Source organism: Gordonia phthalatica (assembly GCF_001305675.1).
Classification (GTDB): domain Bacteria; phylum Actinomycetota; class Actinomycetes; order Mycobacteriales; family Mycobacteriaceae; genus Gordonia; species Gordonia phthalatica.
The window spans coordinates 3899555-3923278 of sequence record NZ_CP011853.1 but is presented as its reverse complement, the minus strand read 5'-3'; the positions used below and the strand labels follow the sequence as shown (position 1 = coordinate 3923278).

Annotated in this window: 12 protein-coding genes; all 12 read left to right on the top strand. The window is 71.2% G+C overall.

Annotated elements, in window-relative coordinates; translation table 11 throughout:
- Positions 1–6: 6 nt before the first annotated feature.
- On the top strand, positions 7–1398 hold the full coding sequence (locus tag ACH46_RS18430) for a salicylate synthase (protein WP_062394211.1): 1392 nt from the start codon (positions 7–9) through the stop codon (positions 1396–1398).
- A complete protein-coding gene (locus tag ACH46_RS18425) occupies positions 1395–4889 on the top strand; it encodes a non-ribosomal peptide synthetase (protein ID WP_062394210.1) in 3495 nt (1164 codons plus the stop codon). The genes ACH46_RS18430 and ACH46_RS18425 overlap by 4 nt, the downstream gene beginning before the upstream one ends.
- Positions 4886–6235, top strand: coding sequence for a SidA/IucD/PvdA family monooxygenase (locus ACH46_RS18420; RefSeq protein ID WP_082399812.1), 1350 nt, complete (start codon positions 4886–4888; stop codon positions 6233–6235). Before ACH46_RS18425 ends, ACH46_RS18420 begins: the two co-directional genes overlap by 4 nt.
- The gene (locus ACH46_RS18415) at positions 6235–6849 is read left to right on the top strand and encodes a GNAT family N-acetyltransferase (protein ID WP_062394209.1); all 615 of its coding nucleotides are present in this window, start codon (positions 6235–6237) and stop codon (positions 6847–6849) included. Before ACH46_RS18420 ends, ACH46_RS18415 begins: the two co-directional genes overlap by 1 nt.
- Positions 6846–7613 (top strand): thioesterase II family protein, encoded by a 768-nt coding sequence (locus ACH46_RS18410; protein ID WP_062394208.1) that lies wholly within the window; start codon positions 6846–6848, stop codon positions 7611–7613. The genes ACH46_RS18415 and ACH46_RS18410 overlap by 4 nt, the downstream gene beginning before the upstream one ends.
- Positions 7610–8923 carry a beta-ketoacyl [acyl carrier protein] synthase domain-containing protein gene (locus tag ACH46_RS18405; RefSeq protein ID WP_062394207.1) on the top strand — a complete coding sequence of 438 codons (1314 nt, stop codon included), beginning with the start codon at positions 7610–7612 and terminating at the stop codon, positions 8921–8923. Before ACH46_RS18410 ends, ACH46_RS18405 begins: the two co-directional genes overlap by 4 nt.
- The gene (locus tag ACH46_RS18400; RefSeq protein ID WP_062394206.1) at positions 8916–11963 is read left to right on the top strand and encodes an SDR family NAD(P)-dependent oxidoreductase; all 3048 of its coding nucleotides are present in this window, start codon (positions 8916–8918) and stop codon (positions 11961–11963) included. The genes ACH46_RS18405 and ACH46_RS18400 overlap by 8 nt, the downstream gene beginning before the upstream one ends.
- Before the next feature lie 184 nt (positions 11964–12147).
- On the top strand, positions 12148–12891 hold the full coding sequence (locus tag ACH46_RS18395) for an MTB12 C-terminal domain-containing protein (RefSeq protein WP_062394205.1): 744 nt from the start codon (positions 12148–12150) through the stop codon (positions 12889–12891).
- 80 nt (positions 12892–12971) lie between these two features.
- Complete coding sequence (locus ACH46_RS18390; RefSeq protein WP_062394204.1) at positions 12972–18206, top strand: non-ribosomal peptide synthetase; 5235 nt, start codon at positions 12972–12974, stop codon at positions 18204–18206.
- Entirely contained in the window at positions 18203–22687 is a 4485-nt protein-coding gene (locus tag ACH46_RS18385) for a non-ribosomal peptide synthetase (RefSeq protein ID WP_062394203.1), read from the top strand. The genes ACH46_RS18390 and ACH46_RS18385 overlap by 4 nt, the downstream gene beginning before the upstream one ends.
- Positions 22688–22961: 274 nt before the next feature.
- Entirely contained in the window at positions 22962–23255 is a 294-nt protein-coding gene (locus tag ACH46_RS18380) for a GIY-YIG nuclease family protein (RefSeq protein WP_062395628.1), read from the top strand.
- Positions 23256–23287: 32 nt separating this feature from the next.
- On the top strand, positions 23288–23626 hold the full coding sequence (locus ACH46_RS18375) for a DUF1801 domain-containing protein (protein WP_062394202.1): 339 nt from the start codon (positions 23288–23290) through the stop codon (positions 23624–23626).
- The last annotated feature ends 98 nt before the right edge of the window (positions 23627–23724 follow it).

Here is a 23724-nt window from a genome sequence, read left to right as displayed (position 1 = left end):
TGAACAATGGTTGTGGCACCTGCTTCTCCGGGGACTCCCGGATCGATCAGCCCAGAAACGATCGGCACGGAATCGATCAGCGCAGGCACGCCCTCGAATGACGAGCTCGCCGCCCGCGCGGCATCGGTCTGCGGAGCCTGGGCGGCGTCCGGCGAGTTCGGTGAGCACGTGGTCTACGAGCGCGACGGCCGATGGATGTTCGCCGCACGAGCGCAGGCCCGGATCATCCTGACCAAGAGCCGCGTGATCGTCGACGGTGCACTCGACGGCAAAAGCGTTCAGCGGGAGATCCCGTGGACGGGGGAGCCCGCCGCCGCCCTGAGCGAGGCGCTCGACGGGCTCGGCCTGCCGCACTGGCGCCTGTACGGCTGGGTGGGATTCGACTACTGCGCACCCCACCACGGCCTCATGGACCACGTCGTGGACGACGTCGTCCTCGCGCACCTCATCGTTCCCGGACTGGAGGCCTTCGTCGACGTCGACGGCATCTCCGCGCCCGGCGCGGACGAGGCGACCCTCGACCGCCTCCGGGTCCTCGCCGACACCCCGGTGAGCGCCGGAGCCGAGGAGACCATCGACGTCTCCGACGACCTCGACGACTACCGCGGCCGCGTCGCCACCGCGGTCGGCGAGATCAACGACGGCCGCTACCAGAAGGTGATCCTGTCCCGCCGCGTCGAGATCGGCTTCGACGTCGACATCCCCGCCACGTACGTTCGCGGCCGCCGGGGCAACAGCCCCGCGCGGTCGTACCTGCTGCAGCTCGGGGGCCTCGAAGCCGCGGGATTCAGCCCCGAACTCGTCGTCGCCGCCGACGGCCTCGGCACCGTCGTCACCGAACCCCTCGCCGGGACCCGCGCGTTCGGTCGCGGCGCGGCCGCCGACGCCGCCGCCAAGGCAGAGCTCCTCGCCGACGAGAAGGAGATCGCCGAGCACGCCATGTCTGTGCGCGCCTGCTTCAGCGAGATCGAATCCGTCGCGTTGCCGGGCACCACCGCCGTCGACGAGTTCATGGAGGTCCGGGAGCGGGGGAGCGTCCAGCACCTGGCCTCCACCGTCTCCGGCCGACTGGACCCGGACGCCGGACCGTGGCGCGCCCTCGGCGTGCTGTTCCCGTCCATCACCGCCTCGGGAATCCCGAAAGCCCCTGCGCTCGAAGCGATCTATCGTCTGGAACCTGACCGTCGGGAGCTGTACTCCGGTGCCGTCCTGGTCGCCGACTCGAGCGGTGAGCTCGAGGCGACGCTGGCGCTGCGCTCGATCTTCGCCGAAGGCGGCCGCGCCTGGCTGCGGGCCGGCGCGGGGATCGTCGGACAGTCGCGCCCGGACCGCGAGTTCGAGGAGACCTGCGAGAAGCTCGGCAGCGTCGCGCCCTTCGTCGTGCGAGCCGCCCAGTGAGCGCGCCGGTCCTGGACGCCATCCGGGACGACGTCGCGACCCTCCTCGGTGTCGGCCCCGAGACGATCGCCGACGCCGACGACCTCATCGGTCTGGGCCTCGACTCCATCCGGATGATGCGGTTGGCCGGTGGATGGCGCAAGGCCGGGTTCGACGTGAACTTCGCCGACCTGGCCGCCTCGCCGACCATCGCGGACTGGGCGTCGCTGCTCGCTCCCGCTGTCGATTCCGCACCGGAGGTCGACGCCGTCTTCGACGAATCCGATTGGGCCGGAGACGACTTCCCCCTCGCGCCGATGCAGCACGCGTACTGGGTCGGCCGCACCGGAGCCGCCGACCTCGGGAACGTGGCCGCCCATCTCTACGTGGAGTTCGACGGCGAGGGCCTGGACGCTGCGCGCCTCACCGCCGCAGCCGAAGCTCTCGTCGCACGGCACGGGATGCTGCGCGCGCAGTTCACCCCTGACGGCCGTCAGCGCATCTTGCCGCGACTGCCACGCCCGGCATTGACCGTCGACGACCTGCGCGCCGCGGACTCCGCCGAGATCGACGCGACCCTGACCGCGCGTCGCGAGGCGAAGAGCCACCAGCTCCTCGACGTCGCGACGGGGCAGGTCTTCGACCTCACCCTCACGCTCCTCCCCGCGGGGCGGCACCGCCTGCACTTCGACATCGACATGCTGGCCGCCGACGCCATGAGTTACCGCACCCTGCTGCGCGACCTCGTCGCCCTCTACGACGGCGCCGACCTTCCCGCGCTCGCCGTCGACTACCGCGACTACCTGCGCCACCGTGCGCAGCACCCGGATCCGGCGCGCGTCGCCGACCAGCGGTGGTGGACCGACCGCCTCGCCGACCTGCCCGGCGGCCCCGTCCTCCCGACGCGGCCCGCCGGTCAGTCGCGCAGCGACGTCCCGCGGGTCACCCGCATGAACCACTGGCTGAGCCCCGAGGCCCGCGACGGACTGCTGACCGCGGCCCGCGCCCACGGCGTCACGTCGGCCGCGGTCGTCGCCGCCGTGTACGCGGCCAGCGTCGGCGCATGGTCGTCGAGCCCCACCTTCCTGCTCAACGTTCCGCTGTTCCAACGGGTCCCGACCCACGCCGACATCGACGCGGTGTCCGGCGACTTCAGTTCGTCGATCCTCGTCGACGTGGACCTCCGCGTCCTCACCGAACCCGGCAAGGGGTCGGTCCTCGATCTGGCCCGCGACCTGTCGCGACGCATGCACGAGGCAGCCTCGCACAGTGCGTACGGTGCGCTCGACGTCCTGCGCGACCTCGGCCGTGAACGTGGTGAGACGGTCCTCGCTTCCGTCGTCTTCACCAGCGCCCTCGGCCTCGGCGAACTGTTCGCCGACGGCGTCTACGACCGCCTCGGGCAGCCGGCGCACATCATCAGTCAAGGGCCGCAAGTGCTGCTCGACGCCCAGGTCACCGAGGTCGCGGGCGGTCTGCTGACCAACTGGGACGTCCGGATCGACCAGTTCCCCGACGACGTGGTCGAGGCGATGTTCGCGCACTTCACCGCCACCCTGGACCGTCTCGCGGATCCCGAATCGCCCGCCGGATGGCTCGCCGAGGCGCTGCCGCAGCTGCCCGCCGACCAGCGCGCCGTGCGCCGCGCCGTCAACAGCACCGACGTGCCCGCCAGCGGCCGCATCCTCCACGAGGGCTTCTTCGCCGTCGCCGCCGAGGACCCCGACCGGACCGCGCTGATCTGGCGCGACGGCAGCCTGACCTACGGCGAACTGGCTCGGCAGGCGCTCGCTGTCGCCTCCGCGATCCGCTTCGCGGGAGTCGCGCCCGGCGACGCCGTCGGCATCCAGGTCGGCAAGGGGTACCGCCAGGTGATCGCGACCCTCGGCGTCTACGCCGCCGGTGCCGTGTGGGTGCCGGTGTCCGCCGACCAGCCGGCCGCCCGTCGCTCCGCGATCTTGACGACCGGTGACTGCGCAGCACTCCTGGCCGACGGCGTCGTCGCGCCGGACACCGTCGGTGTCCCGATCCTGGAACTGTCGGATGCGCTGGCCGCGCAGCCGCTGTCGGGGCCGCACCTGCCCGACCCGGAAGCGGTGGCGTACGTGCTGTTCACCTCCGGATCCACCGGAACGCCGAAGGGCGTCGAGGTGCCGCACCGCGCCGCGATGAACACCATCGACGACGTCAACGCCCGCTTCGGCATCGGTCCCGACGACCGCTCCCTGACCGTCGCCGCCCTCGAGTTCGACATCTCGGTGTACGACCTCTTCGGCCTCTATAGCGCGGGCGGCGCGGTGATCGCCGTCGGCGCCGACGACGCCAAGGATCCAGCCGCCTGGCGCGACCTTCTCGTCGAGCACCGCGCCAGCGTCCTGACCTGCGTGCCCAGCGCTCTCGACATGCTGCTGACCATCGCGGAGACCGGCAGCGGGGGACTCGGCGACTCACTCCGCGCCGTCCTCCTCGGCGGCGACTGGGTGGGCGCCGATCTGCCCGGCCGACTCCGTGCCCTCGCTCCAGGAGCACGCTTCGCCGGGCTCGGCGGCGCCACCGAGATCGCCATCCACGGCACCGTCTGCGAGGTCGATGCCGACGGGCCGCCCGCGCACTGGACGTCGGTGCCGTTCGGCACCCCGCTGAACAACGTCGCCTGCCGCGTGGTGAGCGAACTCGGCACCGACTGCCCCGACTGGGTGACCGGTGAGCTCTGGGTCGGCGGAGACGGTGTCGCCCACGGCTACCGCAACGAACCGCAGCGCACCGCCGAACGCTTCGTCGACTTCGAAGGACGACGCTGGTACCGCACCGGCGACCTGGCCCGCTACTGGCCCGACGGCACCGTCGAGTTCCTCGGCCGCGCCGACAACCAAGTCAAGATCCGCGGCTTCCGCGTGGAACTGGGCGAGATCGAGGGCGCCCTCCGCACCCTCCCCGGCGTCCGGCACGCCGTCGCCGTTCTCGTCACCGGTGGCGGTCCTGCGACGCTCGCGGCGGTCGTCGCCCCGCAGCCGGGGAAACGACTGAGCGCTGACGACCTCCGCAGCGGTCTCGAACGACTGCTGCCGTCGTACATGGTCCCGGCCGTGATCGACGTCCGCGACGGTCTGCCGCTGACCGGTAACGGCAAGTTCGACCGCGCCGCGATCGCCGCGAGTCTCGCCGGAACGGGCACACACGACAGACCCGTCCGCGAACCCGAGGACCGTCTGCAGCGAGCCCTGCTCGACATCGTCGCCGGTGTCCTCGGCAGCGATCGTCCGCTCGGCATCGACGACGACTTCTTCGCCTCCGGCGGCGACTCGGTGCTCGCCACCACGGTCATCGCGCGGATCCGCGACCTGCTCGACGCCCCGCAGGCCGGGGTCGCCGACATCTTCGCCGCCCGCACCGTCGCCGACCTCGCCCAGCGGCTCGACGACGCCGACGAGCGTCCCGGACGCCTGGAGCAGATCGCGGACCTCTACCTGGAGATCGCCGCCATGGACGACGAGGAGTTGATCGCCCAGTGAACCCGACCCCGACGGACATCGAGGCGTACGGCGCCGCAGGCACTCTCGTCGCCATCGGCGCCGGACCCAAATCCCTCGCGGTGGCGGCGAAGGCGCGCGTCCTGGCCGACCTCGGCCTGCCCGCACCGCGCGTCGTCGTGATCGACAAGCACGGCGTCGGCGGCAACTGGCTGCCGCTCGGCGGCTGGACCGACGGCCGCCACCGGCTCGGCACCAGCCCCGAGAAGGACCTCGGCTTCCCCTACCGCGGCGCCCCGCACCGCACGCACGCCGCGCAGATCAACGCCGGGATGCTCGAGTACAGCTGGATGGCGTTCCTCGTGGCGCACCAGACGTACACCGAGTGGATCGACCGCGGTCGCCCCAACCCGCACCACAACGTCTGGGCGCGATACCTGGAGTGGGCCGCGGCCCGCTCCGGCGTCGACGTCCGCATCGGCACCGCCGAGACCGTCCGACTCACCGACGACGGCTGGAACGTCGCGTACCGTCGCGCCGACGGCACCGTCGAGACGGTCGACGGCGACGGACTTCTCGTCACCGGACCCGGGTCCAGCGACGAGCCACTGCTCGACGATCCCCGCGTGCTTTCGGTGTCGAAATTCTGGCATGCGGTGTCCCGCAGGGAGATCCCGGCGTCGTCGCGGGCCGCGGTGATCGGCGGCGGCGAGACCGCGGCGTCCGCCCTCGACGAGCTGGTTCGCCACGAGGTCATGTCGATCTCGGTGATCTCGCCCGCACCCACCATCTACACGCGCGGTGAGAGCTACTTCGAGAACTCGGTCTTCTCCGACCCGACGGGGTGGCCGTCGCTGCCTGCCGCCGAACGCCGCGACGTCATCCGCCGCACCGATCGCGGCGTGTTCTCGGTCAGCGTTCAGGAGAACCTGCTGGCCGACGATCGCATCAACCACCTGCGCGGCCGCGTGACGCGTGCACGCCGCGTCGGCGACTCGGTGCATCTGGCGCTCTGCAACCCCGACTGCACGGCCGTGGAGCACGCGTTCGACCTGGTCATCGACGCCACCGGCGGTCGTCCGCTGTGGTTCCTCGACCTCCTCGATGCGGAGACCCTCGACGAGCTGGAACTGGCGATCGGGGCCGCCCCCGACCTGCGGAATCTGGAGAACGCCATCGGCCACGACCTCGCCGTCACCGGACTCCCGCAGCCGCTGTACCTGCCGAACCTCGCGGGCTTCGCGCAGGGACCGGGCTTCCCGAATCTCAGCTGCCTCGGCGAGCTCTCGAACCGCGTCCTCCGCAGTGCCGTGGACCGCAGTTCCGTGGACCGCAGTGCCGTGGACCGCCGCAGCGGTCGAGTCTCCGCCCCGGCGGGGGTGCGCTGATGACTGTGCAGCCCTACGCGATCGCCCGCGAGATCGTCGACGTCCCCGATGCCGTCGTCACCGCGGGACCGCCGCCGGTCCCGATGATCGACGGCGACTTCGCACTCCGCCTCGTCGACCCGACCGGCAGCGATCCCGAGCGACTCCAGGAGTGGTTCGCCCGCCCGCACCTGGTGCAGACCTGGGAACAGGAGTGGGACGCCGCACGCTGGCGCGCCGACGCCGCTCACCGCCTCGCCGGCGACTACTCGCGACCGGTCGTCTTCTCCCGCAACGGCATCGACGTCGGCTACCTGGAGATCTACCGGGTGGCGCGCGACGAGATCGCCCGGCTCTACGACGTCCACCCGCACGACCTCGGCCTGCATGTCGCCACCGCCGATCCCGACCTCCTCGGTCGCGGCCTGGTCTCCGGTCTGATCCGACAGCTCGCCGAGGCCCTGCTCGACGCCGACCCCGCCTGCCCGCGCATCGCCGTGGAACCGGCGTCCGACAACGCCCCGATGCGCCGCGCCCTCGTCAAACGCGGCTGGACCGACCACGGCGAGTTCCAAGTCAGGCCGGAACGACGCATCGCCCTGCATCTGCTCGAACGAGAGGTTCTCACCGCATGACCACCGCACCTGCCCGTCGAGTGAGCACACCGCCCGCCCTCCGCGCCTTCCACAAGCCGACCCGACCGGACGCTCCGGCCCTGCTCGTCTTCCCGCACGCGGGTGGGGGAGCGTCGTCGTACCGTGAGCTCTCGGGCCTGCTCTCGGCGCACTTCGACGTCCGGATCATGCAGTACCCCGGCCGCCAGGACCGGATGCGCGAACCGGCGGCCACCGACCTCACCGATCTGGCCGCTGAAGCCTTCGAGGCCGTCCTCGCCGACGAGGGGCTCGTCGGGCGGACCGTCGTCGCGTTCGGCCACAGCATGGGATCGATCGTCGCCTTCGAACTCACCCGACGGCTGCAGGACGCGGGTCGCGCGCCCGCTCGCCTCGTCGTGTCGGCGGCCACCGCACCGAGTCGGGTCGCCGCGCTGCCCAAGCATCCGGACTCGGATGAGGAGCTGATGGCGCACCTGTCGGGTCTGCAGGGGACCGGCGGCGCGGTGATGAACAGCGAGTCGGTGATGCGGATGGCGCTGCCCGCGCTGCGCGCCGACTATCGGGCGTTCGACGCCTACGACTGCCCGGTCGACGCGCGCGTCGCCGTCCCGATCCAGGTGATCGGCGGTGCCGACGACCCGATCATCAAACCGTTTCAACTGCATTCGTGGACCGACCACGCCGACACCGTCGACGTCAGCATCGTCGACGGCGGCCACTTCTACCTGAACGAGCACCCGCGAGAACTGGTCGACATCCTCGCCGCGGCGGTGCCGCGATGACCGGCTGGGTCCGCGACACCGCCATCGTCATCTCGGGCATGGCGGTCGAGGCCCCGGGCGGCATCGACACCCCGGAAGACTTCTACGCGGCCCTCGCAGCCGGCGCCGACCTGATCGGCCCCATGCCGCGCGACCGCGACTGGCCCGTCGACCAGGTCCTCGCCCTCGACCGACAGCCGGGCTGGGGCGCGGTGCCCGATGCCGGCGGATTCCTCGACGGCGCAGCGGAGTTCGACCCGCAGTTCTTCGGGCTGAGCCCCCGCGAAGCGGCCGCGATGGACCCGCAGCAGCGCGTCGCCATGCGGGTCGCCTGGCGCGCCGTCGAGAACGCGGGCATCAACCCGGCGGCGCTGTCGGGCGACGAGGTCGGCGTCTACTTCGGCGCCTCCCTGATGGAGTACGGGCCGCGCGCCGCCACCGTCAACGAGTACTCGGGCCACCGCATCGCCGGGACCGCGCTCGGTGCGGTGTCCGGACGGATCTCGCATGCGCTCGGCGTGATGGGACCGTCGGTCGTCGTCGACACGGCGTGCGCGTCGTCGCTGACCGCGGTGCACCAGGCCGCCGCGGCGATCCGCGCGGGCGACTGCGACTGGGCCGTCGCCGGCGGGGTGTGCGTGATGGCCTCTCCCGCCGCCTTCTTCGAGTTCTCGCGCAGCAATGCGCTGGCCGAGGACGGACGGTGCCGGTCGTACTCGTCGGGGGCCACCGGCACCGTCTGGGGCGAGGGCGCCGGCGCGGTGGTCGTCGAGACCGCCGCGTCGGCCCGCGCCGCGAACCGTCGGATCTACGGCGTGATCGCCGGATCGCGCGTCAACCACAACGGGGCGGGCGGCCCGATCGTCGTGCCGAACGCGCAGGCGCAGCGCCGCGTCATCGAGGGCGCCGTCGCCGCATCCGGAGTCGACGCCGCCATGATCGATCTGATCGAGGGCCACGGCACCGCGACCCTCGGCGACCCGATGGAGCTCGACGCCCTGGCCTCCGTCTACGGCGCCGCCCGCGGTCCGGAGAACCCGGCGGCGGTCGGCTCGGTGAAGTCGAACGCCGGCCACGCGCAGGCCGCATCGGGCGTCCTGGGACTCATCAAAGTGCTGCAGTGCGGTCGACACGGGACCATCGTGCCCAGCCTCTACGCCGACGAGCCGACCGACGAGATCGACTGGGACGCCTCGGGTCTGCGTCTCGCCGCGGAGCGGGAGGCGTGGCCCGCCCGCGACGGCCACCGGTACGCCGCCGTCTCCAGCTTCGGCGTCTCCGGAACCAACGCCCACCTCATCCTCGACATGCCGGAGGCCACCCGTGTCTGATCTCCACTACCGCCTCCCCGACGGTCGGATCCCGGTCGTCGTCTCCGCCGACGCCGCCGAGAACCTCGGCCGGTACGCCTCGTCGGTCGCGCGCTACGTGCGGGCGAACGCCGGTCTGGACATCCATCAGGTCGCTGCGTATCTCCTCGACGCGCGGCCCGTCCGCCGACACCGCGCCCTCATCGCAGCCACTGATCGCGCGAGTCTGCTGGATGCGCTCGACGCCGTCGCCGCCGACCGCCCCCACCCCGACGCGGTGCGCGGGACGGCGTCGTCGCACCGATTCGCCTACGTCTATCCGGGGCAGGGGAGTCAGCGTCCGGGGATGGGCGCCGTCGACTATCGGGAGTCCACGGCGTATCGCGAGGCCGTCGACGAATGCCACGCTGAATCCCTTGCGCTGTTCGGGACCTCGCCCCTCGACTATGTGCTCGGCAGGGACGGTGCTGCCGAGACCGACGACGTCACCGTCGTCCAGCCCGCACTGTTCATGCACATGCTGGGTCTCACGGCCATGTGGGACGCCGCCGGTGTGCGGCCGGCCATGACCGTGGGCCACAGTCAGGGCGAGATCGCGGCCGCCGTGCGCAGCGGTGTCGCCACCCTGCGCGAAGGGCTCGTCGTCGTCACCGAACGCGCGCGAGCCGTCGACCGGATCGCGCCGCGCGGCTACACGATGGCCGTGCTCGGCATCGACCTCGACGAAGCCGAACGCCTCCTGGCGCGAAACTCCGGCTGGATGGAACTGTCCGTGGTGAACTCCGCGCACATCCTCTGCGTCTCCGGCGAACGCAACGCCGTCCTCGACCTCATCGCCACGCTGGAAGCGGACGGGAAGTTCGCCAAGGAGATCCGCGTCGCCTACCCCGCGCACACCAGTATCGTCAGCAAATTCTCCGACGTCCTCTGCACGGCGTTCGACGCGCACGGCATGCGGGAGCGCTTCGCGGAGCCACAGATCCCCTGCATCGGCGCGACACTCGGCGAGCCCGTCGACCAGACGATGCCGGTCCGCGACTACTGGTTCTGGAACCTGCGCAACCGCGTCCGCTTCGACCGCGCCGTCACCCGCGCCGCGAACGACGGTGCCGACACCTTCATCGAGATCGCCGAGCACCCGACCCTGGTGCTGGCACTGTCCGAGACCCTCGCCGAGACGAACGGCACGACCATCCTGGGCACCCGGCGACGGGAATGCACCGATCACGCGCTGTTCACCCGCAACGTCCTCGCCGTCGCCGCGGCGGACGCCGACTTCGACTGGTCGAGCTGGGCCGTCCCCGGCCGCACCAGAGGCGTTCCCCTGGAGGGTTTCCCGAACTCCGTCATGCGCAGGACTCATCTGTGGGCCCGGTACGACGCCGGTGCCGACGACGCGGTCAACCGGCCGGGATGGGCTGCGCCGCGCACTGACCATGACGTCCGCGTTCTCCGGACCTCCTGGGAACGGCCGTCGCGACGCGACATCATCGCGCCCCAGCGGATCGCGATCGTGACACCGCGCGGAGCCGACACCGCGCTGGCGGCCGCGATCTGCGACGCCGCCCCGCACCACGGCGCCGTCGCCTGGCAGGTGCCCGACGGCGGCGCCGACATCGCACCGATGGACGCGGTGCTGCTGATGCTGCCGCCGGGCAGCGGAGACGTGGAGGGCGACCTCGCGGCGATCCTCGCCGACTCCGGGTGGCGCGCGGGTCTCACCGATCTGCCCGCCACGTTCTGGGTCGTCACGGTCGGTGCGGAGGCCGTCGTCGACGGGGACGTCGCCGACCCGGTGCATGCCGCGCTCGCCGCCGGCCTGCGGTGCCTGGCGATCGAACAGAGCGGTGTGCGCGTCGCGCACCTCGATCTCCCGGCCACGGGCTCCTCCGCGGACGACGTCCTGTCGGCGGTGCACATCGCCGGGGAGACAGCGCTCGCCGTCCGGAACGGCGTGGTTCACGTGAAACGTCTGATGTCGGCGGAGGGCTCGGAGCCATCGTCCCCCGACCCGACGCACGTCGTGATCAGCGGCGGGACCGGTCAGGTGGGGCTGGTGATGGCCGAACGGTTCGCGCGCGACGGGGCACGCCGGATCACCCTGCTCAGCAGGAGCGGGGGCGGGGATGCCGCACACCGCAGCGTTGCTCGCATCGCCAATCGCTTCGGCGTCGACGTGGACGTCCGACGCTGCGACGTGACCGATCAGGAGACGATCACGCGGGCGACCGCCGATCTGCCGCCGGTGACGCTGCTCGTCCACGCCGCGCTCGACTACGTCGACCGGCCGCTCGACCGGATCTCGACCGACGACGTGCACCGGGCCGTCGATGCGAAGGTGTTCGGCCTCCGACGACTGCTCGATGCGGTGGGCAGCGTCGACCGCGTGCTGATCTGCTCGTCGCTGGCTGCGACGATCGGCGGCCGCGACCAGGCGCTGTACGCGGCGTTGAACCGGCTGCTCGAGGTCGAGGCCGCTCGGCTGCGCGCCGAGGGCGTCGACGCAGTCGCGATCGGGTGGGGTCTCTGGTCGGTGCAGGGGCCGCTCGACGCCGAGAGGCTGGCCCGCGTCACAGCGACCGGCGTCGTCCCGATGGCGCCGTCCGCGGCGCTCGACGCCGGACTCCCGATCAGCGGACTCGACGCCCAGGTTCTCGCCGCGTCGTGGCCCGATCTGCGTGATCTGCTGGCGATGACCGGGACGGCGTCGCTGATCTCGGAGGTGCCGGACGCGGTGGTCGAGGTGATCGACGAGCCGATCGTGCAACCGTCCGAGCCAGTCGCAGACCCGGAACCGGCCGAGGCCGAGGCCGTCGTCGAGCCGGTGCTGTCCGGCGACTTCGGCTCCGAGCTCGCCGCCGAACTCGCGGTGACGATGGGCCTCGGCCCCGACGACATCGACCCGAGCACCCCGCTCGTCGCCCTCGGCATGGACTCACTGCAGGCCCTCGACTTCCGCAAGCGCGTCCAGGCGTCGCTCGCCTGCGACCTACCCGTCGAGGCGATCCTCGGCGGCGCCAGCTTGAACGAGGTGGTCGGCTTGATGGGAGCGGCTTCGTAGCGCCGGGCGGTCCGTCCACTTCGTGGTTTGCGCTGTCAGACGAGTCGAACCCCCGTGAGCTGCGCTGGTACGAAGCCGGGTTCCGGCGCGCTGCGCTCACCGATCAGCACGGAATCCGCAACAGTGACCAGGCTAACCATACTAAGGCTAGACTTACCTTCTTCATACCTGGTTCAATGACGGAATGTATGACGATGAGCACGTGGCGCAGCCGGAGGCTGAGCCCGCGGCGGGCGGCGGATCGGGATCCTCGGTCAACTGGCCCACGGTGATGATGGCGGCAGGAATCTCGGCGGTCGTTTCGGCGATCATTCTCGCGATCGGACTGGTCGGCATCATGCTCAGTGACGTCGGCTCCCGCCCGACGGCGCAGGAACCGCCGGCCACCGTCGTCAACCTCGGCGCCCAGCAGGCGCAGCAGCCGCAGGCCGCGGCACCGACGACGACCACCGACGACCCGTCCGAGACCACCGCGCCGGAGACTCCGACCGACGACGCTCCGGTCGCAGCGGCTCCCGAGGCGACCACTCCGGTCGCCCAGGCGCCCGCGCAGACTCAGACGAAGACGTCGGCCGCGCCGACCAAGCCGACCGCCGCACAGTTGCAGAACGACCTCGACTTCCTGGCCTCGGGCGCGTCGACGTCGCAGAAGGCACAGCGGCTCGAGGGCGGCTCACGTGCTGTCGGCCAGGCTCAGGGCATCCTGGCGCTCGCCAAGAAGTTCAAGCCGATGGGGCTGAGCTACCAGATCGTCGACCCGGTGACCGTGAACGGCACTACCGCGACCGCTCGTCTCAAGCTGTCGTCGCCCGGCTACCAGCCCAATTACATGAAGTTGACCTGGGTCTGGAAGGACGGGCGCTGGAAGATGACGAACAGCTCGGTCTGCGCGCTGGGGTCGTACGCGAACATTCCCTGCAATCTGTAATCGATCTCGAACCTGAACGGACCCGGGCTGAACTTCGGCCCGGGTCCGTTCATTAGGTTAGGCTAGGCTAAAGTCTTGGCATGACGATCAACGCCTCCGCACGTCGCCGTGAACTCCTGCGCCAGCGCCTGGAAGCCGCCGGTCTGGCCCACCACGACGAGGCGTCTGCCGTACCCGCGCGAGCGCACGGCGAACGGACTGCACTGCCGATCGCCGCCCGTCGGCTCTGGTTCACCGGGCACCGCGACGCCGCAGACACGTCGCTGAACGTCTCGGTCGGCTTCCGCCTCCGCGGCGCCGTCGACACCGAACGGCTGCACGCCGCCTTCACTGCCGTCGCGGCACGCCACGAGACGCTCCGAGCCCGTTACCTTCCCGGCGACGACGGCGTGCCGGTGATGGAGAACCGTGTCGGCGACGGCATCGCGTGGACCGTCGTCGACCTGCGCGACCTCTCCGACAGCGCCGCGCAGCGACGCACCCAGGTCCTCGCAGCCCGCGAGGCTCGCCTTCCGTTCCGGCTCGACGCCGAGGCACCGTTGCGCGTCACGGTGCTGGAGTTCGCCGACGACCACCGCGTCGTCCTCCTGACCGTTCACCACGTGGCCTGGGACGACGAGTCGTGGCGCGTCCTGTTCGCCGATCTGACCATGGCGTACCGCGGGCACGACCTCCCGCCGCTCGGCCGCCAGTACGTCGACATCCCCGACCCGACCGCCGACCAGATCGACGCGGACCTCGCCTACTGGACGCGGACGCTGACTCCGGCGCCCGAACCGCTCGACCTTCCCGCCGCCGTCGGTGCCGCGGGGAGCGGTCGTGCGCACCGCCCGCTCGATGATCGGATCGCCGGCGCCGCGGCCGCTCTCGCCAAGTCGCGCGGCACCACCGTCTTCGCCGTCCTGGTCGCCGCGACCCAGGCCTTCCTGCACCGCGTCTACGGCGCCGACGACGTGCTCCTCGCGGTCCCGACCACCGACCGCCCGGCCGGCTCCGAGAACCTCATCGGCTACTTCGGCAATTCCGTCCTGCTGCGCGGCACCGTCGAACCGCGCCAGTCGCTGACCTCGCTGATCGACGCCTCCCGCGACACCCTCGCGACGGGCCTCGGCGCCAACCGAGCGCCGATCGACCAGGTGGTCGCCGCAGTCGCGCACGACCGCCGCGCCGGACTGGAAGGTCTGGTCTCCGCCAGCCTCACCGTCCGCAGGGAACTCGGCGGCCTGCATCTCGACGGCGTCACCGGCGAGCACCTCGACCACCTCCACACCCCCAACGCGCAACTGCCGCTGGAGTTCGCCGTCGTCTCCGGCCAGACCCCGATGCTGGAACTGCAGTACGGCACCGACCGCTTCGACGCCGCCGAGGCCGAGACGCTCCTGTCGTCGTACGCGACCTTCCTCGCCGACGCGCTCACCGAACCCGACCGACCGATCCGTGACGTGCGACTGCTCGACGCCGCCGCCCGCGACGCCGTCGTCACCGCAGCCGGCGGACCCGTCGTCGACGACCGTCCCGAGACCCTCGTCGACATGTTCGCCGCCGCCGTCGCGATCCGCGCCGACCACCCCGCCCTCGTCACCGACCACCGCACCCTCACCTACGGCGACCTCGACGAGGCCACCACCGCGCTCGCCCGCCGGATCACCGTCGAGGCGGGCGACGCGCTGTCGCGGCCGGACGCGATCGTCGCGCTCCGCATGTCGGCGAGCGAGGACTTCGTCGTCGCCGCCCTCGCCGTCATGAAGGCCGGCGCCGCCTACCTGCCCGTGGACCCGGACTACCCCGATGACCGCGCCGCCTTCCTCCTCGACGATGCCCGACCGGCCCTGGTGCTCGACGCCGACGAGGTTGCGCGGCTGCGTGCCGAGCCGCCCACGGACATCGCCCTCACCGGCCCCGCACCGTCGTCGCTGGCCTATGTCATCTACACCTCCGGCTCCACCGGAACCCCGAAGGGCGTCGCCGTCGACCACCGCGCGATCGCCGAACACCTGCGCGCCTTCGGTGCCACCAGCGTCGTCGGCCCCGACGACCGCCTGGTGCAGACCTCGTCGGTCAGCTTCGACGCGTCGATGTTCGAGATCTTCGCGACCCTCACCGTCGGCGCCACCCTGGTGGTCCCCAAGCGAGGCGCCCTCACCGATATCAGATACCTGGCCGACCTGCTGGTCCGCGAGCACGTCACGGTGATGCACATGGTGCCGAGCATGCTGTCCACCCTGCTGCTGATCCCCGAGGTGAAGCAGTGGACCACGCTGCGCACGGTCCCGGTCGGCGGCGAGGCCCTGCCCGGCGAGGTCGCCGACGCCTTCACCACGGCGTTCACCGCCGATCTCTCCAACAACTACGGCCCCACCGAGGCCGTCGTCGCCGCGACGCACCATCGGGTCGACGGCCCGCGCGGCGGCTCCGTGGTCCCGATCGGGCGACCGAACCCGGGCGTCACCGCTCACCTCCTGGACGCGGGGCTGCAGCCCGTGCCTGACGGGGTGGTCGGCGAGCTCTACCTCGGCGGTCGGCAACTCGCGCGCGGCTACCTGCGCCGCAGCGCCCTCACCGCATCCCGCTTCGTGGCGAACCCGTTCGCGGCGGGGGAGCGGCTGTACCGCACCGGCGATCTCGCTCGCCGCGGCTCCGACGGCGAACTCCGCTTCGTCGGCAGGTCCGACGATCAGATCAAGGTCCGCGGCTTCCGCATCGAGCCCGGCGAGATCGAAGCCGCCCTCACCGCTCACCCCGACGTGCAGCGCGCCCTCGTCACCGTCATCGACGACCGCCTCCTCGCCTATGCGATCGCCGAGACCGACAGCGCGCTCGACGCCGTCGCCGTCCGCGACCACGTCGCCGAACACCTTCCCGCACACATGGTTCCGGACGCCGTGGTGCCGATCGACCACGTCCCGTACACCGTCCACGGCAAGCTCGACCGCGACGCCCTCCCCGTCCCGGAACCGGAGACGGTCGCCTTCGTCGAGCCGTCGACCCCGACACAGCGCCGCGTGGCCGACGTCTTCGCCGAACTCTTCCCGGGTCGCGAGATCGGCGCCGGCGACTCGTTCTTCGACCTCGGCGGGCACTCGCTCCTCGCCGCGCGCCTCGTCACCGCGCTGACCGCCGAGTTCGGACTCGACGTCGACGTCCGCGCCCCGTTCGAGCATCCGACCGTCGCCGGGCTCGCGGCCATGCTCGCCGCGAAAGCGCAGGACGAACTCGGCATCGACCTCGACGCCGACGGCGACTCGGACTGGGCCGACGACTGGGCCGCCACCGACTTCGGCGGCGTCGCACTCGGTGCTCCCACAGCCTCGGCCGCGGCGGCACGACCGCCCCTCGAAGCCGGAACCGCCCCCGCACGACCGCCGCTGTCGTTCTCCCAACTGGCGATGTGGTTCAACCACCGCTTCACCGGAGCGAGCGCCGACGACAACATCACCGTGAAACTCGGCGTCGACGGTCCCGTCGACCTCGATGCGCTCCGCGGTGCGGTGAACGACGTCGTCGCCCGACACGCGTCGCTGCGGACGTCGTTCCAGGAGATCGACGGACTTCCCGTGCAGGTGATCGCCGATCACGTCGACGTCGACCTCACCATCACCGACACCGACGACCGGATCGACGCGGCCGTCGCCGCCGCGAGCGCGGCCGTCCTCCCGCTCACCGACCCGTCGCTCGTGCGCGCGCACCTCATTCGCAGCGCGGACGCCACCGTGCTCGCCCTGGTCATCCACCACATGGTGGTGGACCACGGCAGCGTCGCGCTGATCGTCGATCACCTCGCCACCGCCTATCGAGCCCGCACCGGCGGCCCCGCGTTGCCCGACCGCGAGACCGGCGTCGAGTACGCCGACGTCGCGGCCTGGCAACACGCGATCTTCGGCCTCGACACCGACCCGGACAGCGAGGCCGCCCGCTTCGGTCGCGACGAGATCGAGTTCTGGCGCGAGCGTCTCGCAGGACTGCCCGACGAGATCCTCGTCGCCGCCGACCGACCCCGACCGGAGGGACTCGGTCGTCGCGGGCACGTGGTCGACGTCGAGATCCCCGCCGAGCGCTACGCCGAACTCAAGACCGTCTTCGCGGCCAACGGCGTCACCGACTTCATGGCCCTGGCAGGCATCTGGTCGGCCACCCTCAGCAGCCTCGGCGGCGGGAACGACATCGCGGTCGGGACACCGGCAGCCGGTCGTGTCGCTCCGGGCACCGAGGGCGTTGTCGGTCTCCTCGCCAACATGGTTGTCCTGCGCACCGACCTGTCCGGCACACCGACGCTCGCCGAGACCCTGCACCGGTCCCGCGATGCCGTCCTGGACGCCTTCGCGCACCAGGAGGTGCCGATCGAACGACTCGTCGAGGCACTCAATCCGCGTCGCACCCGATCCCGTAATCCGCTCTTCCAGAGCATGATCCACTTCCGGGACGCCGCTGACGAGGCCCCGGTCGAACTCGCTCCGGGTACGTCGGTCCGGGTGCTCCCGATGACCGTCGACACCTCGTATCTGGACCTCAACCTCATCGTCGTCACCGGCGACGACGGCAGCCTCCACATCCGTCTCGTCGCGAGCGCCGACCTCTACGACGACGACACCGCGCGCGGCATCGCCGACCGCTTCGTCGCGCTCCTCGAGGAACTCGCCCGACATCCACGACGACGTCCCGCCGAGTTCGCGATCCGCCCGCTGCCGGACACCCTCGACGCCTCCACGCACGGCGACGATCCGGCCGTTCTCGCGGAACTGGTCGCGGCGGGATCACCGCGTCGCATCCAGGCGCGGCCGACCACACTCGCCGGGCTCCCGCACGCCGGCCTCACGCACTGCGCGTCCGTCGCCACGTGGATCGTCGACGGACCCGGAGCCGCCGAGTCACTCGGCGAGACCCTCCGCGCGCTCTCGCCCGGTTCCCTCGTCATCGACAACCACGCGGCCGCGCCCGCCGCCGCACCGGTCGCGGAAGTCTTCACCGCGGGCGGCGGCACCGAGACCCCGACCGAGCGCGCTCTGGTCGCCATGCTCGAGGAACTGTTGTCCGTCACCGGGATCGGGCGTGACGACAACTTCTTCGCCGTCGGCGGCGACAGCGTCATCTCCATCCAATGGTCCGCACGCGCCGCCGCATCCGGCATCGCGCTGGACCCCCAGCAGATCTTCGACCACTACTCGATCGCCGAGCTCGCCGAAGCCGTCGACGCCGCCCGCACGGAGTCCGCCGCGAAGCCCGCGGAACCGGCAGTCGACGCCGCGCCGATGGCCGCGTCGGGTCTGTCCGCCGACATGCTGTCGGCGCTCGGCTCCGCCTGGGAGGCCCAGCAGTGACCGCGCAGACCGACTCCACGGAAACGCAGAAGCCCGTCATCGAGGACGTCCTCGCCCTCTCACCGCTCCAGTCGGGACTGTTCTCGCTGTCGGAGATGGCCGACGGTGGGCTCGACGTCTACAGCATGCAGTTCGTCGTCGAGATCAGCGGCCCGCTGCGCCCGGACGTCCTGCGCCGCAGTGTCGATGCGATGCTCGTCCGCCACCCGAACCTGCGCGTGAGCCTGTGGGACCAGGGCGTTCCGCACCCCGTTCAGATCGTTCCGGCGCACGCGCGCGTGCCGTGGCGGCAGATCGCGACCACCCCCGACGAGTTCGACGCCCTCCTGCGCGCCGAACGGGCGCACCGGTTCGACCTCCGACGCGGTCCCGCGCTCCGCGTCGTCCTCGCCGAACTGCCCGACGGCCGACACCGGATGCTGCTGACCGCACACCACGTCCTCATGGACGGCTGGGCCGTCGCACTGTTCTTCCGCGAGCTCCTCGCCGCGTACAGCGCCGACGGGTCCGTCGACGGCCTCCCGCCCGCGAAGCCCTATCGCAACTACATCGCGTGGCTCGCACAGCAGGACTCCGACGGCGCTCTCGCCGCCTGGAAGCGGTACCTGGACGGCGTCGCCCCGCTGCTCCTCGGCGCTCCGGGAACGCCTGCCTCGGAACCGGTCCGGCACCGGCGGACGATCGCAGCAACTGAGACCGAGCGCATCCTCGGCTGGGCGCGTCGTCACGGCCTGACTCCCGCCACCGTCACGCAGTACGCGTGGTCGGTGGTCCTGGGGCGCCTCGCCGACACCGACGACGTGGTCTTCGGCACCACCATCTCCGGCCGCCCGCAGAGCCTGCCCGGCGCGGCGGAGACGGTCGGCCTGTTCATCAACACCGTCCCCGTCCGCGCGGACCTGCGTGTCGAGGCCACCGTGCTCGACGGCCTCGTCGCCATGCAGCGGTCGTCGGCGCAGATGCGCGACCGCGGCTTTCTCGGCCTCGCCGAGATCGCCCGCGTCGCAGGCGCTCCCACCCTGTTCGACACCCTCTTCGTGTACGAGAACGCGCCCATCGGTTCGGCGACCGAACCGGTCACCGCCGCCGACGGCACCCGCTTCCTGCCCCTCGCCATGGAGTCGCTGGCGCATTACCCGCTCACCGTCGTCGCCTACGAGGCGGCGGGCGAGCTCGTCGTCATGACCGAGTCGGTCCCCGACGCGCTCGGCACCGTCGACGCCGCGCAGATCGTCGACCGCGTGATCGCGGTCCTGTCCCGACTGCCCGACGCCGCCGACGGCCCGGCCGACCGACTCGACGTCCTGCTGCCGCACGAGAAGGACTGGGCGGCACGGGACTCCTCGGGGTCCGCGCTGCCGGCCGGAACGACGGCGATCGGGCTCTTCGTCGAGCAGGTCGCGGCCACTCCCGACGCGGTCGCGCTCGTCGCCGACGACGGCACCTGGACGTACACGGAGTTGCAGCGGTGGGCGCTGAACGTGGCCGCCGACCTGCGCGACGCCGGCGTCCGACGCGATTCGGTGGTCGCCGTCGCGCCGCGTCGATCCGGGCGGTCGATCGCCGGGATCCTCGGCGCCATGCTCGCCGGGGCGGCTTACGTTCCGATCGACGTCGCGATGCCCGCCGCCCGCATCGACAACCTGCTGGAGCAGTCCGGTGTTTCCGCAGTGCTCACCGATCCCGAATTCGCGAGAATCTTCGACGGCCGCACCGTGATCGACGACTGGACGGTCCGAGACCGGGTCCCGGCCGACGCACCCGTGCCGGCTCCGGACGACGCCGCCTACCTGATCTTCACCTCCGGCTCCACCGGCGAGCCCAAGGGCGTGATCGGCACCCAGGGGGCGCTCGCCAGCTATGCGCGCGACCACCGCGACCGTGTGCTGTCCGTCGGACGCGAAAGCCTCGGCCGTCCGATGCGCGTCGCCCATGCCTGGACCTTCTCGTTCGACGCCTCCTGGCAGCCGCTGGCAGCCCTGCTCGACGGTCACGAACTGCACCTGTTCTCCGAGGAGGAGACCCACGACGCCGCGCGACTCGTCGACGCGCTGGGCCGTCGCGACATCGACATGATCGACACCACGCCGTCGATGTTCGGGCAGCTCTCCGCCGCAGGCCTGGTCTCGGGCGAGCCCGGACGGCCGACGCTCACCGTCCTCGCGCTCGGCGGCGAGGCCATCGGTCCGGCCCTCTGGAAACAGCTCGGTGCGCTGCGGCGGACCGCGGTCTTCAACTGCTACGGACCCACCGAGACCACCGTCGAAGCCATGGTCGCGCGGGTGTCCGCGTCGCCGGTTCCGACCATCGCCGGGCCCACCGACCGGATGAGCGCACGCGTCCTCGACTCCCGGCTGCGATCCGTCGCCGACGGCGTGATCGGCGAGTTGTATCTCACCGGTGACCAGGTGACGCGCGGCTATCAGAATCGCCCCGGGCAGACCGCGGGCACCTTCGTCGCCGACCCCGTCAGAACGGGACAGCGCATGTACCGCACCGGAGACCTGGTGCGCCGCAACGCCGCCGGCGACATCCTGTTCGTCGGCCGCGGCGACCACCAGGTCAAGATCCGCGGCTATCGCATCGAGGTCGGCGAGGTGGAGGCCGGGCTCCGCGCCGTCCCCGGTGTCCGGGAGGCCGCCGTCATCGTCGTCGACCGGCCCATCGGCGCCGCCCTTGTCGGTTTCGTTGCAGGCAGTGGGCTGGATGCCGCGACGGTGCGCGCGGGGCTGTCGTATCGGCTGCCCGCGCACATGATCCCGACGCGCGTGCTGGTGCTGCCGGTGTTGCCGGTCAACAGGAACGGCAAGCTCGACGCCGCCGTGCTGGGCGAGTCGGCGCGCGCCGCCCTGACCGGCGGTGGTCGAGGGGACGAGGTGTTCGATGACGTCCAGGAACGCGTCGCCACCGCGGTCGCCGGTGTTCTCGGCACCCGTCCCGGACTGGACGACGACTTCTTCGACCTCGGCATGGACAGCATCGTCGCGATGGCGCTGGTCACCGCGTTGCGGACCGGTGGCGACGAGGTCGCCGCCCGCGACGTCATGACCTTCCCGAACGTCCGCGATCTCGCCGCCGCTGTCCGCCGCGGCGCGCACCTGCAGCGGATCGTCGCCGACCGCGAGTACGGTGCGGTGCCCGCGCTGCCCGTCGTGGAGTGGATGTACGAGGGCGGTGGCTGGCGACGCTTCACCCAGACCCTGCTGTTCCGCCTGCCCGCCGGCGTCGCAGACGTGGAGGTCGTAGCGGTGCTGCAGGCGCTGGTCGACGGGCACGACATGCTGCGTGCCACCCGCGAGAGCGGCGTCCTCGTGACCCGGGAGCCGGGCGTCGTCGACGTCTCGTCGCGGTTCTGGGCGCTCGACGAGGACCGGGACCTCGGGGGACTCGTCACCGCCGCGGCCCGTCAGGCCAACGAGGCCGTCGACCCCGACAGCGGCGACATGCTCGCCGCCGTCCGCATCGTGTCGTCCGACGGCGACCTCCTGCTGCTGGCGATCCATCACCTCGCCGTCGACGCGGTGAGCTGGCAGGTGCTCTTCGGCGACCTCGTCGAGGCCGGTGCCGCGGTGACCCACGGCAGCGAGCCGACGCTCGCCCCCGAGTACACGGACTATCGCGCATGGTGTCGAGAACTCCTGTCCCGTGCGGGATCCGACGCGGTGGCGGCACAGCGCGAGTACTGGCGCTCGCAGGTGGCGGCCGAGGACCCGGTCATCGGCAGCCGGGTCCCCGAGATCGGTCGCGACACGTGGGCCGACCTCCGTTCGGCGCCGGTGCTGACCGACGTCGACGTGACCGCCCGAATCCTGGCGCGCATCGACCAACGCCTCGGGCTGCGGGAGTTTCTGCTGACCGCCCTCGCGGTGACGTTCGCGTCGTGGCGTGCCGAGCGCGGGCAGGACGCGTCGGCGGGCTCGCTGATCGCGCTCGAAGGACACGGCCGTGAGGACTCGACAGTCGGCGACGACGTCGACACCGGCCGCACGCTCGGCTGGTTCACGACGGTGTTCCCGGTGCGCCTGGCGGCCGGTCGGACGGTGACGCTGGACGTACTGGAGAACGATCGTGCGGCCGGTCGTGCACTGCTGGAATCGGTTGCCGAGGAACTGGATTCGATCCCGAACCGGGGCCTGGACTACGGACTCCTGCGGTATGCCGACAAGGATCCGGAGCTGGTGGGCGGCGTCGACCCGCAGGTGGAGTTCAACTACCTCGGCCGATTCGATCTCGGCGTCGCCGACGAGGAGCCCGGCGCGTGGCAGCCGGTGCTCGACCTGGAGCTGAACGAGCACCTCCCCACCGATCCGGAGCCCGACCTGCCCCTCCGCTACGCGCTGGACGTCGTGGCGGTCGTGCGGGCCACCGACGACGGCCCCCAGCTCGTGACGAACTGGCGCTACTGCTCAACGGTCCTGTCCGCGGACGACGTCGCCCGCCTGTCGACCCTGTGGGAGAGGTCGGTAGCCGCCCTGTCCTGATCGACTCCCGACGCGGGTCGGGTTCCAGCCATCGTCGATCTCGATGCGCAGGCTCGCTTCGCTCGCGTGCTTACTCGATCAGCAAGGGCCGATTTCCTACGTTGGTCGAGTAAGCGAGGAACGAGCGCATCGAGATCGGCCGCTTTCCTACGTTGGTCGAGTAAGCGAGGAACGAGCGCATCGAGACCGCCGCGGGCTGGGTCTGTTGATAGATCTGCCGGAACCTGTGGACAACGACGTTGTCGAGGACTCGGCGATCAGAGACAGTCGAGCGATGTCCGGTTTCATGTACATCCTCAAATGCTGCGACGGCAGCTATTACGTCGGCAGCACCCGAAGCATCGAGGTTCGATTCGAACAGCACCAATCGGGGAAGGGCTGCGAATACACGAGTTGGCGACGACCCGTCGAACTCGTCTTCTGCGAGGAGTTCGAGACGATCGGTGAGGCGTACGCCATGGAGAAGCGAGTTCAGAAGTGGTCACGTGCGAAGCGGGAGGCATTGATCGCCGGCGACTTCGAGGCGTTGCATCGGGCTGCGAAGAAGGGATTTCGCCCGGCACGATGAGCCTCCACACGGTCGGGCGCTACCGTTGCGTCATGACGGCAGACTGGCGGGAAGTTCTCGTCGACGAGATCCGCGCGTTGATCAACCAGGCGGCGCCCGGCGTCGTCGAAGAGGCGAAATGGAAGAAGGCGTCGAACCCCGATGGCGTTCCGACCTTCACACTCGACGGATTGATCTGCACGGTCGAGACGTACAAGGCCAAGGTGAAGGTCACCTTCGCGAAAGGCGCGTCGTTGCCTGACCCGTCTGGGTTGTTCCTGCCTGCGACGGGGATACGTCGCGCGATCGACTTGGCCGAGAGCGATGAGCTCGACTCGGATGCCTTCATTGCGATCGTGCAGGCCGCGGTCGCGTTGAACCGGGCGAAGTAGGGGTTGACCCAGCCCGCGGCGGTCTCGATGCGCTCGTTCCTCGCTTACTCGACCAGCGTGTTTTCTTGCTGGCGCGATGCGTTCGTTCGTCGCTCTTC

What these genes read in the sequence shown, in the direction of transcription:
- ACH46_RS18430 (WP_062394211.1), top strand. Translation starts at nt 7, where the DNA reads ATGGTTGTGGCACCTGCTTCTCCGGGGACTCCCGGATCGATCAGCCCA.
- ACH46_RS18415 (WP_062394209.1), top strand. Translation starts at nt 6,235, where the DNA reads ATGACTGTGCAGCCCTACGCGATCGCCCGCGAGATCGTCGACGTCCCC.
- ACH46_RS18410 (WP_062394208.1), top strand. Translation starts at nt 6,846, where the DNA reads ATGACCACCGCACCTGCCCGTCGAGTGAGCACACCGCCCGCCCTCCGC.
- ACH46_RS18405 (WP_062394207.1), top strand. Translation starts at nt 7,610, where the DNA reads ATGACCGGCTGGGTCCGCGACACCGCCATCGTCATCTCGGGCATGGCG.
- ACH46_RS18395 (WP_062394205.1), top strand. Translation starts at nt 12,148, where the DNA reads ATGTATGACGATGAGCACGTGGCGCAGCCGGAGGCTGAGCCCGCGGCG.
- ACH46_RS18390 (WP_062394204.1), top strand. Translation starts at nt 12,972, where the DNA reads ATGACGATCAACGCCTCCGCACGTCGCCGTGAACTCCTGCGCCAGCGC.
- ACH46_RS18380 (WP_062395628.1), top strand. Translation starts at nt 22,962, where the DNA reads ATGTCCGGTTTCATGTACATCCTCAAATGCTGCGACGGCAGCTATTAC.
- ACH46_RS18375 (WP_062394202.1), top strand. Translation starts at nt 23,288, where the DNA reads ATGACGGCAGACTGGCGGGAAGTTCTCGTCGACGAGATCCGCGCGTTG.